Below are 17207 nucleotides of genomic sequence, written 5' to 3'. Positions count from 1 at the left end.
TCACCGCCCAAAATGAGCCTGATAGTTGCAGATATCGGAAATGCTCGCCGGAAACCGTCTCGGCGGACTTTGCGGTTTTTCTTGCGCGGGAACACTTTGCTGCCGCTGTCGTTTCCGTCCTGACAATGGAGAGCGACATGTCGAACGTCTCACGGACAGGCAAGGAAGAGATCAACAACGCGACCAGCCCGACCACTTTCGGAAAGTCGGTCGAGAGCCAGGCGCAAATCGAGGACGCGGCCGCGCAAGCGTCGCCCGACACTGACGGCGAGATGCTCAACATCTATCGGCTGGAGCCCATCGCCGAACCCGACGATCCAAGATGGGACAATGCTCCTAACCACGGCGTCATCGTCGTTGCGGCCAGGACGCCCGGCGATGCCAGGATCGTTGCCGCGGCGCGCGAACTCGATTTCATGGAAGTCGACGCGGCGCCCGCCGAGGACGTGACGACAGCCAATGCCAGCGCCTTCCGCGACGATAAGCTTTACACCGTGATCGAAATCGATCGGAACAGACGCGATATAAAGCGCGGTATCCTCGACGGTACGGTCTCGGTCGACACGATCCGACCGGTCGAACCGGACTAGAAATCCTTTCTTCACCTGGGGAGTTCTCATGAATACCGCCAATCTGCAGCTCAAGGGCCTGATCATGGCGATGGCCTCGATATGTGAGGCGATCGTCGATAAGCAACTGCTTACGCGCGGGGAGATCGACGCTGCGCTCTCGAAGGCTCAAAAGGCGATCGAGGAGGATGACGACCACGAGCTGTCAGGCGCCAATCTGGCGGCGATCCTGTTTCCGATCCGCGTGCTGCAGCTTGCCGGCGAATCCAATCGGAAGGGCGAAGAGGCAACGTTTTCAGACTATGCCAAACGTGTGGGGAAGCTCAGCTGAGCATGTTCGAAGGCTTTTCTCTCGATACCGTTGACGCCGGGCCGGGATCGCTTCGCGTCCGTCACGGCGGAACGGGACCGGCCGTTTTGCTTCTCCACGGCCATCCCAGGACACATATGACTTGGGGCAAGGTGGGCGATCTGCTGTCGCCCCACTTCACGATCGTCTGCCCCGACCTTCCCGGTTTCGGCCGCTCCTACCAGCCGCTCGATGCTCCCGACAGCCGCAGCTCTTCGAAGCGCGCAAAAGCGGAAGCCCTCGTTGAACTGATGCTGAGGCTGGGGCACGAGAACTTCGCGGTGGCCGGCCACGACCGCGGAAGCTTGACTGCCTTCCGCATGGCGATGGATCATCCCGACCGTGTGCAGAGACTCATCATCGCCGACGGCATTCCCGTGATCGAACATCTCGAACGCGCCGACTGGAAATTTGCGAGAGACTGGTACCACTGGTTCTTCTTCGCTCAACCGGAAAAGCCGGAACGGGCGATCTCGGCCGATCCTTTGGCATGGTACGACAAACTCTCGCCGGCGCTGATGGGAAAGCAGGCCTATGACGATCTTGTCGACATCATCCACGATCCAGCCGTGATCCACGGGATGATCGAGGATTACCGCGCCGGCCTCCGCATCGACCATCTGCACGACAGCGAGGACCGCGACGCCGGTCGGAAAGTAACCTGCCCCATGCTATGCCTCTGGTCACTACGGGACGACATGGAACAGATCTATGGCGATCCCGTCGCCATCTGGCGGAACTGGGCGGATGACGTGCACGGCTTCGGCATAGACAGCGGCCATCACGTGGCAGAGGAGAATTCTGAAGCGCTCTCGCAGGCGATCCGGGAGTTTCTCGAACGCCGATAGAGCCGGAGATCGAGACGCGCTTCGGTAGTGCGCCATCCGGCGAGAATGTTCAGCGCTGTCGGTTTTTGCTATAAGTTGATCCATTCGGTCTTGTTTCTCGGCGGCTCCTGCGGCTATACCCCGGCCGTACACACTCACGCACCGGGAATTTCTTCGTGACCAGCCTCAAATCGCTTCTGGCCGCCTGCGGCCTCTCCGCCATCATCGGCCTTGCCGCAAATCCGTCTTTGGCCGGTTCGACGACCTACCCGCTGATCCTGGAAAACTGCGGCGCGCAGGTGACTTTCCGGAAGGCGCCCGAACGGGCGATCGGCCTCGGCCAAAACAGCGCTGAAATCCTGCTGCTGCTCGGCCTCGAGGACAAGATGGCCGGCACGGCCTTCTGGCCGAGCAAGGTCCTGCCGCAGCTTGCAGAAGCCAATGCCAAGGTCAAGCTTCTGACCGTCGAGATGCCGACCTTCGAATCGATCCTCGCCGAAAATCCCGATTTCGTGGCGGTGGCTCTGCCGAGCCTGGTCGGGCCGAACAGCAAGGTCGCCAAGCGCGAGGATTTCGACAAGGTGGGCGTCGCGACCTATCTCTCGCCCAGCACCTGCCTCAGCACCAAGGACGTCAAGGACCAGTACGGCAGCCGCGCCGAGCTGTGGAACATGGATCTTCTCTACAAGGAGATCGACGAACTCTCGCAGATCTTCGACGTCGCCGATCGCGGTCAGGCGCTGATCGCCGACTTCAAGGCGCGCGAAGCCAAACTTCGCGGGAGCGTTTCGAAGGACGGCAAGAACCTTTCCTACGTCTTCTGGTTCTCCAGCCCCAGCCCGTCGGCCGACGCCTATCTCGGCGGCAAGAACAGCGCGTCCGGCTTCATCGCCGACCTGCTCGGCGGACACAACGCGATATCAGCGGAAGCGGAATGGCCGACGCTCGGCTGGGAAGGCATCATCGCCTCCAGTCCCGACGTCATCGTCGTCGCCAGTCTCGACCGCAACCGTTGGGAGCTCGATAAGCCGGAGGCCAAGATCAATTTCCTGAACACCGATCCGGCCGTCAGCCAGATCGCTGCCGTCAAGAACAAGGCGATCGTGATCATGGACGGCCAGGCCATGAACCCGACCGTCCGCACGGTCTACGGCGCTGAGCAGGTGGCCGGCCAGCTGAAGGCTCTCGGTCTGTTGAAGTGACGGAAGCGGGCCGTATCTTCCGGCAGCTGGGAGCCATCCTCGCACTGCTCCTCGCCTCTTTCTGCCTCATCGCTATCGCCATCGGCGTCAGCGTCGGGATCGGCGACCTGCCGATCCCGCTTGCAACCACGTTTTCGGCCGTCACCAACCGGCTGGGATGGACCGCGGTCGAACTGAACCGCATCCATGAGACCGTCATCTGGGATTATCGGCTCAGCCGGGCGCTCGTGGCCGCCTTCTGCGGCGCGGGTCTGGCGCTGTCGGGCGCCATCATGCAGTCGCTGCTGCGCAACCCGCTTGCCGAACCCTATGTGCTCGGCATCTCCGCCGGCGCCTCTACCGGCGCCGTCGCGATTGTCATCCTGGGGATCGGCTCGGGCGCGGTGTCGCTCTCGGCCGGCGCATTTGCCGGCGCTTTCGCAGCCTTCTTCTTCGTGGCGCTGCTCTCGAACGGCACGCGCGGCGGCGCGGATCGCACCATCCTTGCCGGCGTCGCCGCATCGCAGCTCTTCAACGCCTCGACCTCCTACATCGTCACCACCTCGGCCAATGCGCAGCAGGCCCGCGACGTCATGTTCTGGCTGCTCGGCAGTTTCGGCGGCGTGCGCTGGCCGGAATTCGCGCTGGTCTCGGTCGTCGTCGGGTTCGGCCTCGCCGCCTGTCTGTTCTACGCCCGCGTGCTCGACGCCTTCGCTTTCGGCGACGAAGCGGCATCCTCGCTCGGCGTCAATGTCGGGCGCGCCCGCATGGCACTTTTCGCGCTGACCGCGATGATGACGGCGACGATCGTCAGCATGGTGGGCTCGATCGGCTTCGTCGGCCTCGTCGTGCCGCATGTCGCCCGCTTCATCGTCGGGCCGCTCCACATTCGTCTCCTGCCGGCCTGCGCCATCGCGGGGGCGATCTTCATGGTGTTCGCCGACATCGCCGCACGTGCCCTCATTCCCGGCCAGATCCTGCCGATCGGCGTCGTCACGGCCTTGGTCGGCGTTCCCTTCTTCTCGATTATCCTCTACCGGTTCCAGCGCGCGTCATGAGCATCAAGGCCGACAACCTCACCTGGAAAATTGGCAGGAAGACGATCCTGGAGGGTGTCTCCCTGGAGGCGCCACCCGGCAGGATGCTCGGCCTGCTCGGGCCGAACGGCTCGGGCAAAACCTCGTTGCTGCGGCTTCTCGCCGGCCTAAAACGGCCGCATTCCGGCCGCGTCACGCTCGACCGCAGCGACATCGGCACGATCAGCCGCCGCTCGATCGCCCGGCGGATCGCCTTCGTCGAGCAGCACGCCACGACGAATGCCAATCTGCGGGTCGTCGACGTCGTCAAGCTCGGCCGTTTCCCGCACCGGTCTATGTTTTCAGGCTGGACGAGGGCCGACGAAGAGGCGGTTGAAGAGGCGCTGACGCGCGCCGGCATGGCGGAGAAGCGCGACGATCGCTGGCTGAACCTGTCGGGCGGCGAAAAGCAGCGGACGCATATCGCAAGGGCGCTTGCCCAGTCGCCGCAGGAGCTGATCCTCGACGAGCCGACAAATCATCTCGATATCCAGCATCAGATCGGGCTGATGCGGCTCGTCTCCGGCCTGCCGATCACCAGCATCGTCGCCCTGCACGATCTCAACCATGCCGCCATGTTCTGCGATGAGCTGATCATCCTGCAGCATGGCAGGATTGTCGCCTCCGGCGCGCCGCAGGACGTGTTGAGCGAGGAGCTTCTAAAGGATGTCTTTTCCGTCGAAGCCCGGATCGAAGCCTCACCCTATCACTCGCGCCCGCATATCCATTATCTCAGGTGAGAGCGGCTCTCACGTCACGATCTGCAGCGGCAAAGCGGTCGTCTTTTTCAGTGTCTTGAGGACGATACTTGACTTCACCGATGCCAGATTGTCAGTGACCCGGATCATTCTTTCCAGAAATTGGCTGAGATGTTCGAGGTCGCGCGTCATGACCTTCATCAGAAAGTCGGCGTCACCGGTCTGCGAATAGCACTCCAGGATTTCCGGCGCGGTCTCGATGAAACGATGAAGCTGCTCGTTTCCGCCTTCCGTATGCGCTCTCAAGCTGACGAGCGTATGGGCAACGACGGTGAAACCCAGTTTCACGGGATTGAGGATGGCGACGACACTCTGGATATATTGCTCGTTGCGCAGCCTTTCCAAACGGCGTGCGCACTGGGTCGCGGAGAGATTGACCTTCAGAGAGAGTTCGTTCTGCGTCAGCTCGCTGTTTTGCTGGAGAGCGGCGAGCAATTTGATATCGAATGGGTCAAGCATGGCCACCCTCCTCGGACGGTGAATTTCTGCACATCATAGCCATATCGCGCTGATTGTCTGCATAGATGCGTCGTTACAGGGAGATAATCGCAGAAATTCGTCGCGAAAGTTCCGCTAGTCTGCGAGCCAGAATTACGGAAACGAGGTGGACTTGTGTTTGACGAACTGAACAGTCGGCCAGCCGACAGCCTGCTTGCTCTCATCAAGGCCTTCCAGGCCGACGATCGCCCTGGGAAAATCGACCTGGGGGTTGGGGTTTATCGTGACTCCATGGGACGCACGCCGGTGATGCGTGCCGTAAAGGCAGCGGAGCAGTTTCTCCTGGAGACCCAGGACAGCAAGAAATATCTTGGCCCGGAAGGTGACCTGCAATTCGTGCGCCTCCTGCAGCCCATCATCTTCGGAAAATCGCCGACGTTTGCTCAACGCCTTGTCGGCATTCAGACACCCGGTGGAAGCGGCGCCCTGCGTCTCGGTGCTGAGCTCATCCAAGCGGCAAATCCATCGGCCAGGCTTCTGCTCGGGACGCCAAGCTGGCCAAATCATGCGCCGATCTTCAGCTCGGCGCGCTTGCCGGTAAAGGAGTACGCTTTCGTTGACCTGATGTCGCAGCAGGTGAAATTCGAAAGCGTGGTCGCCTGCTTGTCTTCCGCTCGGGAAGGCGACGTCGTGCTGCTTCACGGTTGCTGCCACAACCCGACCGGCATCGATTTCACCATGGAACAGTGGCGGCAGATTACCGAGATTCTCGTTGCGCATCGGCTGGTGCCGTTCATCGATCTCGCCTATCAGGGCCTCGGCGACGGCCTCGAACAGGACGCCGCGCCGACGCGCATGATCCTCGAGGCGGTTGATGAGGCGCTGATCGCCTATTCCTGCGACAAGAATTTCGGTCTTTATCGCGAGCGTGTCGGCGCGCTCTATGTCATGACCCGCAATGAGGATGCCCTCAGGAAGGCCGAAAGTAACATTGCGGCACTTGCTCGAGTCAACTGGTCCATGCCGCCCGATCATGGAGCCGCGGTCGTCAGGTCCATCCTCGAAAGCGAAGAGATGTCGGCCATGTGGCGCGCTGAGCTCGAAGAGATGTGCCTGCGCGTCAACGGCAATCGTGCAGCGCTGGCCGCCGCGGCTCTCGATCTGACCTTCATCCGCCGGCAACGCGGCCTGTTTTCCAATCTTTCCATGTCCAAAGAAACGGCTGCGGCCCTCCGGGCCAGGCACGGCATCTACATGGCGGATTCCGGGCGTATGAATCTCGCGGGCATGCAACCGGCAGACGCCGACGCCATCGTCGCGGCGCTCCGGGCCGAAGGCTGCCTGAAATGAGCAGGAAAGAAACGACCGGTCAGGCGATGACCCGTTCACTCGTCGCCCATGGGATCGACACCGTATTCGGCATCCCCGGCGCCCACATGTATGATTTTAACGATGCCCTCTACGGTGCCGGTGACAGAATTCGGTTCATTCACACCAGACACGAACAGGGCGCCGGTTACATGGCCTATGGCTATGCCAAATCCACCGGCCAGATCGGCGCCTATACCGTCGTTCCAGGCCCAGGCGTCCTCAATTCCGGCGCGGCGCTCTGCACCGCTTACGGCGCCAATGCCCCGGTGCTGTGCATCACCGGCAACATCATGTCCCACCTGATCGGTCAAGGCAGAGGACAGTTGCACGAACTGCCGGATCAGCTCGCGACGATGCGCGGGATTACGAAAACGGCGGAGCGGATCAATCACCAGTCCGAAACCGGTCCTGTCACGGCCGAGGTCGTCGCCAAAATGCTCTCCGGCCGCCAGGGTCCAGGAGCGGTCGAAGCGCCATGGGACGTGTTCGGGCAATTCGGCCCAGAAACCGATCTGCCGGTTGGCACGAGAGCACCTCATCCGGCCGTCAACCCTGATCAGGTCGCTGCCGCGGCGTCACTGATATCAGGTGCCAGCAACCCGATGATCATGGTTGGTGGCGGCGCGGTGGATGCTGGAGCGGAAATCGCTGCTCTTGCGGAATTGCTGCAGTCGCCGGTCACGTCCCATCGCTCCGGCAAGGGCATCGTCGCCGACGACCATCCCAACTACCTGAATTTCGTCGCCGCCTACGAATATTGGAAGAATACTGATGTTCTGATCGGGATCGGCAGCCGGCTGGAATTGCAGTTCATGCGATGGAAGTGGCTTCCCAAGGATCTCAAGGTGATCCGCATCGATATCGATCCAACCGAGATGGTCCGTCTCAAGCCCGATGTCGGCATCGTCTCGGATGCCAAGGAGGGAACGCAGGCTCTGCTCGATGCGCTGGCAGGTTCCAGCCGCAAGGATCGCACGCGCGAATTTGCCGAGCTCAACGAAAAGGCAAGGTCTCGCTTCTCGGCAGTGCAGCCGCAACTCGTCTATCTCGATGCCATTCGCGAAGCCCTGCCAAGGGACGGCTTCTTCGTCGAGGAAATCTGCCAGATGGGCTTTACCGCCCGATTTGCATTCCCGGTCTATGCCCCTCGTCAGTACGTCACATGCGGCTATCAGGACAATCTGGGTTTCGGCTTCAACACGGCCTTGGGCGTGAAAGTCGCCAATCCCGACAAGGCCGTTATTTCTGTTTCCGGCGATGGCGGCTTCATGTTCGGGGTTCAGGAACTCGCTACCGCCGTCCAGCATAAGATCAATGTCATCGCCATCGTCTTCAACAATTCGGCCTATGGCAACGTACTGCGTGACCAGAAGCAGGCGTATAAAGGCCGCTATCTTGGCTCGGAGCTGACCAATCCAGATTTTGTCGCGCTTGGCGAGAGCTTCGGCATTCGAGCATTCAAGGTGACGAGCCCTGGCGAATTGAAAGACGCGATCGAGAAAGCCCTATCTCTCGACGAACCTGTTCTCATCGAGGTTCCCATCGAGAAGGGATCCGAGGCGAGCCCTTGGCCTTTCATTCATCCGGCTCCGCACACCGAATGAAACCGATCAAAATGACGGTCCCTTGAGAAAGATCGTCGCCAGCGGCGGCAGCGTCAGCGACAGGGAGACGGGCCTGCCGTGTGCGGGAATGGGCTCGCTCGACACGGCGCCATTGACAAGGCCCGAGCCGCCATATTCCCGCGCATCCGTGGTAATCCGCTCGATCCACACCCCGTCCTGCGGCACGCCGATCCTGTAGCCGTAACGCGGCACCGGCGTGAAGTTCGACATGACCAGCACCGGTGAAGCGCCATCGGGCGCATAACGGAGCATGCCGAGGACGGAATTGACGGCGTCGTCGGCTGCCGCCCATTCGAAACCCTCGGGATGAAAGTCGCCGAACTGCAATGCCGGCTCGTCCGCGTAAAGGCCGTTCAGATCCTTCACCAGCCGCTGAATTCCTGCATGCTGAGGCCGGTCCAGCACATCCCAGGTCACCGACCCGTCATGGTTCCACTCGCCAGGCTGAGCGACTTCGCTCCCCATGAACAAGAGCTTCTTGCCGGGATGGCCCCACATGAAGGCGAGATAGCTGCGCAGATTGGCGAATTTCTGCCATTCGTCGCCCGGCATCTTCGTCAGCAGCGAGCCCTTTCCGTAGACGACTTCGTCATGTGAAATCGGCAGAATGAAGCGTTCGGAATAGGCGTAGATCATGCCGAAGGTCATCGTGCCATGGGCGTAACTCCGGTAAATCGGATCCTTCTCGATGTAACTCAGGCTGTCATGCATCCAGCCCATGTTCCATTTGATGTCGAAGCCCAGCCCCCCTTGCTCCGGCGGCTTCGTCACCCCCGGCCAGGCCGTCGATTCCTCGGCGATCGTCACCGCGTGCGGGCAGCGCTCGTGAATGATGCTGTTCAGGTGCTTGAAGAATTCGACAGCTTCCAGATTCTCCCGGCCGCCATATCGGTTGGGAATCCATTCGCCCTCGTTGCGGCTGTAGTCGCGGTAAAGCATCGAGGCAACGGCATCGACCCGCAAACCGTCGATATGGTAGCGCTCCAGCCATTCCAGCGCGCTGGCGATCAGGAAACCCTTCACCTCGTTGCGGCCGAGATTGTAGATCAGCGTGTTCCAGTCGCGGTGAAAGCCTTCGCGCGGATCTTCGTGCTCGTAAAGCGCGCTGCCGTCGAAGCGGGCAAGCCCCCATACGTCGGTGGGAAAGTGGGCGGGCACCCAGTCGAGAATGACGCCGAGCCCGGCGCCATGGCACCGGTCGACGAAATAGGCGAAATCCTCAGGCGTCCCATATCGGCCGGTTGGAGCGAAAAGGCCGAGCGGCTGATAGCCCCAGGAGCCGCCGAACGGATGCTCCATGATCGGAAGCAGCTCGATATGGGTAAAGCCCATGTCGCTGACATAGGGAACCAGCCGCTGGCTGAGTTCGACCCAGTCGAGCGACCTGTTGCCGTCCTTTTGATCGCGAAACCAGGAGCCGACGTGCACCTCATAGACGGAGAACGCGCCCTCCAGCCTGTCTTGCCGGGACCGGCCCTTCATCCAGCCGTCATCGGTCCATCGAAACGGCGTTGACGATGCGACGATGGAGGCTGTGGACGGAGCGGCCTCGCTCGCCCTCGCCACCGGATCGGCCTTCTGCGGCAGGCAGGTCCCCTGCGCATCGACGATCTCGAACTTGTATCTTTCGCCCGGGGCGAGGCGTGGCATGAACAGTTCCCAGACGCCCGCCGACGGTCTCAGCCGCATCGGGTTTCGCCGTCCGTCCCAGGCGTTGAAGTCGCCGACAACCGAGACGCGGCGCGCATTTGGCGCCCACACGGCGAAACGAACGCCCGGTACACCGTCGATCGACATCGCCACCGCGCCGAGCGTCCGGCTCAGACTATAGTGAGTGCCCTCCGATATCAGATGGAGGTCGAGCTCTCCGAGCAGCAGACCGAAACTGTAGGGGTCCTCGGTGATCTGGACTGCATCCGGCCATGTGATCCGCAGCCGGTATCCCGTCCTCGAGGCGGCGGCCGCGGCAAACAGGCCTGACGGGTGGGCGATGCTGAACGGCGTCACCACCCGGCCGCTCGTCGCATCAATGAGATCAACCGCTTCGGCGCCAGGCAGGTATACCCGCACGATCGTCATGCCGCCGCTTTCGTGAGGACCGAGGATCGAAAAGGGATCGCCGTGGCGGCCCTCGATCAAGGCCCATAGCGCATCCTGTCCGATGCCCGCCAGGAGTTCCGAGCGCTCAACATTCATGCCTTGACCCCCGCCAGACGCGATACGATTTCGGTAAAGCCGGATAGCGGGATCGGAAGCCATTTCGGCCTGTTGCGGGCCTCATAGGCGATCTCATAGGCGGCCTTTTCGAGAAGAAAGGCATCGAGAACCCTCCGTCTTTGATCGGGTGGCATGTCAAGCTCCTTCGATACGGAGACCGCCTGCGAATAGGCATCGAGAAAGGCCTCCTCAGCATGGCGCCCGAAGCGGGCGATCGCCTCGCGCCGGACTTCGTTCTCATGTTCGATGACCGCGTCGTTATCGAGCTGGGCGGTGGCTACGAGGTAGTTCAGCGATCTCAAAAGCCCGGCGACATCACGCAGCGGGTTTGTCTTGGCCCGGCGCTCGGTCAGGTTTTTCGCGGGCTCGCCCTCGAAGTCGATGATGACGGCATCGCCTTCGCTGACGAGGATCTGGCCAAGATGAAAATCGCCATGCGTGCGCGTCATCAGCATATCACGGGTGCTTTCCGCCAGCGTCGCGGCGAGTTCGACGAGTTCGGAGCGGCGCTCGAGAAGCGGTGCCGCAAGCAGGTCGATGGCGGGATCGGCATTCTCTGCGCGTTCGTCGAGCTTCGACAGGGCATAGGCGACCTCGCCGGCAACCGCCTTCTTTATCGCTTCGACCTCACTGTCGCCAGCGACCACCGGGCTGAAGGCCTCGTCCCCGGTATCCCCGGCGAGCACGACATGCAGTTCGCCGAGCCTGAGGCCGACCATCGCGACGAAGCTGATCAACGGCCGAAAGACGTCATCGCCCGGTTGGACAGCCGGGTCGTTCAGCACGAGTTCGTCTGCCCCACGGCGCAGATTGTTCAACATCCAGTTCCAGGCGTCGCCCTGATTGCGGATCGCGCCCTGGACGATGATCAAGGTCGAACGGCGTCCGCTGGAATCCGTATGCGCGACCTCGCCGAGCAGGGGCGCCGTGTGGTCATAGCCGGCGCGCGTCAGATAGCGCGTCATCTCGACCTCCGGATGAATACCGGGAAAGATGTGCCTGATCAGCTTGATCATCGCGAGGTCGCCGACAATCAGCGAGCTGTTGGACTGCTCGGCCGAGAGCCAATGGACCGGAAGGTCGTCGGTGACTTCGAGGCGGTCGAGCCGCTCGGTGCCGAGAAATTCGAGGGTGCCGGTGCGGCCGGTGATGCGCGAGCGGTCTCCAAGCCCACGCAGGATGCCACGCGCCATTGCCTCCACGGCAAATCCGTCCGTCAGGAAACCGACGCGCCTGCCCTGGCGAATCCGTCCGAGTGCCAGCTGCTGGGTCAGCGCGGACGGTTGCGCATCGTCCCAGGCAACCGCCAGCGGCAGCTGGTAGGATTCGCTGTGGTTCGGCAGCACGGCTTCCAATTCGCCGAGAACGATGCCGTCGGCAAACGGGATCGGCGTTGCGGAGATCAGACGTGCCGCCTGAAGCGCCTGGTCTTTCGCCCCGAACCACCGCCGCTTCGCGAGATAGGCCGGCAGGATTTCGGTGCTGAGGGTGCGCGCAAGCTTGGGTTCATCGACAAGATCGAGCAGGCCGCGGCGGATGACCATCGTCACCAGATCGGGAAGCTGCTCCGGCGGCGCGGTGCGCCATGCCGGTGGGTCGGCATCGGCCTCCAGCTGGAACCAGAAGAAACCGTAGGGCGGCAATGTTAGCAGATAGGTCAGCTGGCCGATCGGCGGAAAGGGCGACATGCCGGTCAATTCGATCGGTACGCGGCCCTCGAAAGCCGAGAGGTCGAGCTCGACCGCCTGGGGCAGCCGCGAGAGGTTTGCGACGCACATCAGCGTCTCGCCCTCATACTCCCTGAGATAAGCGAGAATCTTTCGGTTCTCAGGCGAGAGGAACCGCAATGAGCCGCGCCCGAAGGCCGGATGCCTGCCGCGCAGCGCCAGCATCTTGCGCGTCCAGTTGAGCAGCGAATGCGCATCCGTGCTCTGCGCCTCGACGTTGACCGCCTCGAAACCGTAAAGGGGATCTGCGACCGGCGGCAGGACGAGACGCGCCGGGTCTACCCTGGAGAAGCCGCCGTTACGGTCCGGCGACCATTGCATCGGCGTCCGCACCCCGTCCCGGTCGCCGAGATAGATATTGTCACCCATGCCGATCTCGTCCCCGTAATAGATGACAGGCGTTCCCGGCATCGACAGAAGAAGCGCGTTCATCAGCTCGATCCGCCGGCGGTCGCGCTCCATCAACGGCGCTAAGCGCCGCCTTATGCCGAGATTGATGCGGGCACGTTTGTCGGATGCATAGGTCTCCCAGAGATAATCCCGCTCGGCGTCGGTCACCATTTCGAGCGTCAGCTCGTCATGGTTGCGAAGGAAGATCGCCCATTGGCAGTTGTCGGGAATTTCAGGCGTCTGGCGCAGGATGTCGGTGATCGGAAACCGGTCCTCCTTGGCGATGGCCATATACATGCGCGGCATCAGCGGGAAGTGGAAGGCCATGTGGCATTCGTCACCCTCTCCGAAATATTCGCGCGTGTCCTCCGGCCATTGATTGGCCTCGGCAAGCAGCATCACGCCGGGGTGGGTGGCATCGAGCGCGGCGCGTATGCGTTTGAGGATCGCGTGGGTTTCCGGCAGGTTTTCGTTGATCGTCCCCTCGCGCTCGACGAGGTAGGGGATCGCGTCGAGACGAAATCCGTCGATGCCGGTTTCCAGCCAGAAGCGCATCACCCTCAGCAATTCCTCCATGACAAGGGGGCTATCGAAATTGAGGTCGGGCTGATGGGAATAGAAACGGTGCCAGTAATAGGCGCCGGCGACCGCGTCCCATGTCCAGTTGGATTTTTCCGTATCGATGAAAATGATCCGCGTTTCCGGAAATTTCTGATCGGTATCGGACCAGACGTAGAAGTCGCGCTCTGGCGATCCCGCCGGCGCCTGGCGCGCGCGCTGGAACCAGGGATGCTGATCGGAGGTGTGATTAATGACGAGTTCGATGATGACGCGGATATTGCGCTGGTGGGCGGCGTCGACGAAAGCCTGGAAGTCCTCCACCGTTCCGTAATCGGAGCTGACACTGCCATAGTCGGCGATGTCGTAGCCGTCGTCTCGGCGCGGAGAGGGAAAGAAGGGCAAAAGCCAGATGGCATTGACGCCGAGGGCTGCGATGTGATCGAGCTTCTGGTGCAGGCCGGCGAAGTCGCCGACCCCGTCGCCATTGGCGTCGTAGAACGACTTGATGTGCAGCTGGTAGATGATAGCGTCTTTGTACCAGAGCGGCTGGTTCATACCATCAGGATTCAAGGTGTCCATTCATGCCTCCGCTGCGCGAACGCGCCAGATCGCAAAGGGCAGGATCTGAGGGTTGAAGCTCACTCTCTGCCACTTGCCATTCCATCTGAACCGATGCCCAGCGACCAAGTCTTCGGCGTCGAGCGCTCCACCGTCTCCGAGCGACCACTTCCAGAGCGGCAGCTCGACGTCGCTCTGCTGGAAATTGTGGGGGTCGAGACTGATGGCGATCAACAAAACATTGTCGCGGGCGCGGCTCGCCTTCTCGAAGAACAAAATGTTGTCATTCGAGGCGTTTAGCAGCGTCAGCCCGAGATGCGAATGCAGGGCAAGATTTTCGTTCCGGATGCGGTTGAGCATCCTGATCTCAGCGATGATATTGCCCGGGCGGTCGTAGTCCCAGGCGCGGATTTCGTATTTCTCGCTGTCGGCATATTCCTTGCGCTTGGCATCGGGACGCCCCTCGCAAAGTTCGAAACCGTTATAAACGCCCCACAATCCCGACAGGGTGGCGGCAAGTGCTGCGCGGATCAGGAAGGCCGGGCGCGGCGCGTTCTGCAGGAAATCCGGATTGATATCATGCGTGTTGACGAAGAAATGCGGGCGGAAGAATTCCTTCGGCGCCGTCTCCGTCAGCTCCCGCATATATTGCTCAAGTTCCCACTTGGCATTGCGCCAGGTGAAATAGGTGTAGGACTGGGAGAAGCCGATCTTCGCCAAGCGGTACATCACCTTCGGCTTGGTGAAGGCTTCCGATAGGAAGATCACATCGGGATGACGGGCCCTGATATCGCCGATCAGCCATTCCCAGAACGGAAAGGGCTTTGTGTGCGGATTGTCGACGCGAAACAGCTTGACGCCCTGGTCTACCCAAAGCTGGACGATATCCCTGAGCTCCAGCCATAGTGAAGGCAGCGCATCTTTTGTGTAGAAATCGACGTTGACTATGTCCTCGTATTTCTTCGGCGGGTTTTCGGCGTATTTGATCGTGCCGTCGGGACGCCAGTCGAACCAGCCGGGATGCTCCTTCAGCCAGGGGTGATCCGGCGACGCCTGGATCGCCAGGTCGAGAGCGATCTCCAGACCGTGCCGGCTTGCCTCCTCCACCAGCCGGCGGAAATCCTCGAACTCGCCGAGCTCGGGGTGGATGGCATCATGGCCGCCCTCCTCGGAACCGATGGCATAGGGGCTCCCGGGGTCATCTGGCCCTGCTTTCAGGCTGTTGTTGCGGCCTTTCCGGTTGGTCGAACCGATCGGATGAATGGGCGGGAAATAGAGCACGTCGAAGCCCATGTCACGGATGGCGGGCAATCTCGGGATGACGTCGTCGAAGGTGCCGTGTCGGTTCGGATCGCCGCTCTGCGATCGCGGGAAGATCTGGTACCAGCTGGCAAAGGCAGCCTCCTTGCGTTCGGCATCGACGGCGCTTGCCGTCGAGCGAAGCCGAAACGGCCGCCTGTCCGCCTTGTTCATCAATTCAGATGTTCCGGCATCGAGAAGGATCGCCGTTCGCTCGGCATCTGAGGCGCTCTCGAGATTGGCGAGCAGCGCCTTTAATTCGGCGCGGAGCGTGTCACCTGCATGCATCTCGGCCGAACGGACGAGCTTTATCCCCTCCTGGAGTTCAAGCTTCAGATCCAGCCTGGCATCGTTCTTCTTCGTCAGTTCGTAGCGAAAAATCGCAAACGGGTTCTTCCATGCCTCGACGGCAAATTCATAGCGCCCGACCCGTTCTAATAGGAATTCGGTGCGCCAGCGGTCATTCTCGACCAATTGCATCTCCGTCTCGTTCCAGTCCGCCGCATCGAGCGGCCGCCAGAGCAGGACCGCGGCGATCGGGTCGTGGCCGTCGGCGAATATATCCGCCTCCACTGTGACGATGTCGCCGACCACCCGCTTGACGGGAAAGCGCCCGTCATCGACCCGCGGCGTGATGTTTTCGATGGCGAGCCGCGGCGACGCCGTCGCCTGCTCAGCGTCGAGGATCAGCTGGGATGTGATCGGCGCCGGCGCCTTGCCTTCGACCACCAGGGTCTCCCCTGCCCGTAGCCGCAGAGCCGTGCCGTCGGCTGCGGCGGGCAGAAAACCGGAGGCCGCTTCGCGCAGTGCGGTCACTGGAGCGGGCGCACTTTTCCGAAGATCCCTGTTGAGCAGGATGAACCGCACATTCTCGGTGCTACGAAGGTCTTCCGCCTCAGACTGCAGCAGCGCTGAGACTGGTCCGTTGGCGTTGCGGATGAGCCGAAGCGATGCGGTCGGCGCATGGGGTTTATTGCCGATCTCGGTGTTTGCAAGGCGAATTTCGGAGGAGATATCGAAAGCAAGGTCATGCCGCAGTCCCCGCAAACCCGTTCCATTCCCATGGGTCGGATCGAGCGGCGCGGCTGCGCCATATTCGAAGCCCATCGGAACCATCAGGCCGCCGCCGAGCGAGGCAGCTAGGCGCAGCGCCCTTATGGCGCGCCGTTCAACGATTTCGCGGCTCTCGGTTCCGTGCGCGATCCGCCTGGCGAATGGCGGCTCCGGAAAAGCGATCTGCCAGCCTAGCTGCTTCTGGACGCGGTGTTCTTCGATGAACCATCTCTCGTCAAAATCCCACCAGGCCATCGATGAAAAACATCCATCAAAGCCTGTATTCTTGACCGCGCTCCTCGCCCCAAAATCAGTGCCGGGCGTCCAGGCGAAGAATTGCGCGTCCGCCTTCTGGCGCACCGCCGCAATCAGCGATTTGAAAACCGCCGGCGCAATGCGATCGATCCCGAGCACCCGATAGCCGGAGAGGCCGAGACCGGCAAGTTCTTGCAACCGTTCTGTCCACTCTTCTAACAGTCGGGATCGAGACTCCGCTTCCATCGCGATCATCGGCTCTTCCGGATCCAATGGTGAGCGTCTCGGATCGACGGGGCGAAAGCCCGCCTCGGAATTCCGGGCCTTGCCGTCGAGCATCAGGTCCATCATCAAGGCGATGCCGCTCTTGCGGGCGGCCTCCGCCAAGCGTCCCACCCCATCCTCGATTGCGCTTCCGAGCGACAGTTGAGGATCAAGGCGATTCAGATCCTGGGAGGCAAAGATGCTGCGCTCCCCGCCCCTATCGAATAGAGGTGCCGTCAGCACACGGTCGAAACCGGTATCCGCCGCGTGGTCAAATACCTCGCGCCACGCGTCGATACCCTGAAGAAGGAGTGGATTGACATAATAGATCCGGGGTGGGGCGCTCAACACACCCTGGTTTGGAGAGAATGACATCGGCCGCCGCTCGAGTTTGGTTTGAAGGCAAACTTCTGTTGCCCGACGTTGTTCCACCGAAAGTTTCAATTCAGGTTGCGCCAGACATCGCCGACCGTACCGGCGCGGGACCGATGGAACGCGCTCGATACGCGCGTCAAAAGCCTTGAACTGCGCAGACGGACCTTGAAGGTTCGCGACATAATTGAATAGTCTTGCGCTTTCTGGGACGATGACCCATTTGGTTGCCGACGGAAGCCCCCTCGCCGCCCCGCACCGTTCTGAAAGATCAGGCGCCCGAACGAGACTTGATGTATCCGAATGAAATCACTGCG

The 17207-nt window shown here is 61.4% G+C and carries 12 protein-coding genes; 8 read left to right on the top strand and 4 right to left on the bottom strand.

Going from position 1 to position 17207, the window contains the following annotated elements; translation table 11 throughout:
• The first annotated feature begins 125 nt into the window (after positions 1-125).
• The 6 genes from HFO71_RS22100 (at position 126) to HFO71_RS22075 (ending at position 4742) form a co-directional block, all read left to right on the top strand.
• On the top strand, positions 126-590 hold the full coding sequence (locus HFO71_RS22100) for a hypothetical protein (protein ID WP_077977055.1): 465 nt from the start codon (positions 126-128) through the stop codon (positions 588-590).
• Between the two features lie 28 nt (positions 591-618).
• Entirely contained in the window at positions 619-900 is a 282-nt protein-coding gene (locus tag HFO71_RS22095; protein WP_025397196.1) for a hypothetical protein, read from the top strand.
• A gap of 2 nt (positions 901-902) precedes the next feature.
• Positions 903-1766 (top strand): alpha/beta fold hydrolase, encoded by an 864-nt coding sequence (locus tag HFO71_RS22090; protein WP_221984966.1) that lies wholly within the window; start codon positions 903-905, stop codon positions 1764-1766.
• Between the two features lie 155 nt (positions 1767-1921).
• A complete protein-coding gene (locus tag HFO71_RS22085) occupies positions 1922-2947 on the top strand; it encodes an ABC transporter substrate-binding protein (protein WP_025397194.1) in 1026 nt (341 codons plus the stop codon).
• Positions 2944-3984: a FecCD family ABC transporter permease gene (locus HFO71_RS22080; protein WP_025397193.1), complete on the top strand. Its 1041-nt coding sequence runs from the start codon at positions 2944-2946 to the stop codon at positions 3982-3984. Before HFO71_RS22085 ends, HFO71_RS22080 begins: the two co-directional genes overlap by 4 nt.
• Positions 3981-4742, top strand: a complete 762-nt coding sequence (locus HFO71_RS22075; RefSeq protein WP_131641280.1) for an ABC transporter ATP-binding protein — start codon at positions 3981-3983, stop codon at positions 4740-4742. Before HFO71_RS22080 ends, HFO71_RS22075 begins: the two co-directional genes overlap by 4 nt.
• 9 nt (positions 4743-4751) lie before the next feature.
• Here the strand turns inward: HFO71_RS22075 and HFO71_RS22070 are convergent, their stop codons facing one another.
• A complete protein-coding gene (locus tag HFO71_RS22070) occupies positions 4752-5219 on the bottom strand; it encodes an Lrp/AsnC family transcriptional regulator (RefSeq protein ID WP_025397191.1) in 468 nt (155 codons plus the stop codon).
• A gap of 153 nt (positions 5220-5372) precedes the next feature.
• On the opposite strand from HFO71_RS22070, the gene HFO71_RS22065 reads away from it, so the two are divergent.
• Complete coding sequence (locus HFO71_RS22065) at positions 5373-6548, top strand: amino acid aminotransferase (RefSeq protein ID WP_131641281.1); 1176 nt, start codon at positions 5373-5375, stop codon at positions 6546-6548.
• Positions 6545-8173, top strand: coding sequence for a thiamine pyrophosphate-dependent enzyme (locus tag HFO71_RS22060; protein ID WP_077976898.1), 1629 nt, complete (start codon positions 6545-6547; stop codon positions 8171-8173). Before HFO71_RS22065 ends, HFO71_RS22060 begins: the two co-directional genes overlap by 4 nt.
• Positions 8174-8179: 6 nt before the next feature.
• Here HFO71_RS22060 and glgB read toward each other — a convergent pair whose 3' ends face one another.
• From glgB to HFO71_RS22045, 3 genes are read right to left on the bottom strand one after another with little or no spacing between them, the layout of a single operon-like run.
• Positions 8180-10390, bottom strand: coding sequence for a 1,4-alpha-glucan branching protein GlgB (gene glgB / locus HFO71_RS22055; RefSeq protein ID WP_132612041.1), 2211 nt, complete (start codon positions 10388-10390; stop codon positions 8180-8182).
• Positions 10387-13668: a maltose alpha-D-glucosyltransferase gene (treS, locus tag HFO71_RS22050; RefSeq protein ID WP_077976896.1), complete on the bottom strand. Its 3282-nt coding sequence runs from the start codon at positions 13666-13668 to the stop codon at positions 10387-10389. Before treS ends, glgB begins: the two co-directional genes overlap by 4 nt.
• Positions 13669-16893 (bottom strand): alpha-1,4-glucan--maltose-1-phosphate maltosyltransferase, encoded by a 3225-nt coding sequence (locus HFO71_RS22045; RefSeq protein WP_077976895.1) that lies wholly within the window; start codon positions 16891-16893, stop codon positions 13669-13671.
• Positions 16894-17207 lie beyond the last annotated feature (314 nt).

Source organism: Rhizobium laguerreae, from assembly GCF_019778565.1.
In the GTDB taxonomy this organism is placed as follows: domain Bacteria; phylum Pseudomonadota; class Alphaproteobacteria; order Rhizobiales; family Rhizobiaceae; genus Rhizobium; species Rhizobium laguerreae.
This window is presented reverse-complemented; position numbering and strand designations above follow the sequence as displayed.

What these genes read in the sequence shown, in the direction of transcription:
- HFO71_RS22100 (WP_077977055.1), top strand. Translation starts at nt 126, where the DNA reads ATGGAGAGCGACATGTCGAACGTCTCACGGACAGGCAAGGAAGAGATC.
- HFO71_RS22095 (WP_025397196.1), top strand. Translation starts at nt 619, where the DNA reads ATGAATACCGCCAATCTGCAGCTCAAGGGCCTGATCATGGCGATGGCC.
- HFO71_RS22090 (WP_221984966.1), top strand. Translation starts at nt 903, where the DNA reads ATGTTCGAAGGCTTTTCTCTCGATACCGTTGACGCCGGGCCGGGATCG.
- HFO71_RS22075 (WP_131641280.1), top strand. Translation starts at nt 3,981, where the DNA reads ATGAGCATCAAGGCCGACAACCTCACCTGGAAAATTGGCAGGAAGACG.
- HFO71_RS22070 (WP_025397191.1), bottom strand. Translation starts at nt 5,219, where the DNA reads ATGCTTGACCCATTCGATATCAAATTGCTCGCCGCTCTCCAGCAAAAC.
- HFO71_RS22060 (WP_077976898.1), top strand. Translation starts at nt 6,545, where the DNA reads ATGAGCAGGAAAGAAACGACCGGTCAGGCGATGACCCGTTCACTCGTC.
- glgB (WP_132612041.1), bottom strand. Translation starts at nt 10,390, where the DNA reads ATGAATGTTGAGCGCTCGGAACTCCTGGCGGGCATCGGACAGGATGCG.
- treS (WP_077976896.1), bottom strand. Translation starts at nt 13,668, where the DNA reads ATGGACACCTTGAATCCTGATGGTATGAACCAGCCGCTCTGGTACAAA.
- HFO71_RS22045 (WP_077976895.1), bottom strand. Translation starts at nt 16,893, where the DNA reads ATGTCATTCTCTCCAAACCAGGGTGTGTTGAGCGCCCCACCCCGGATC.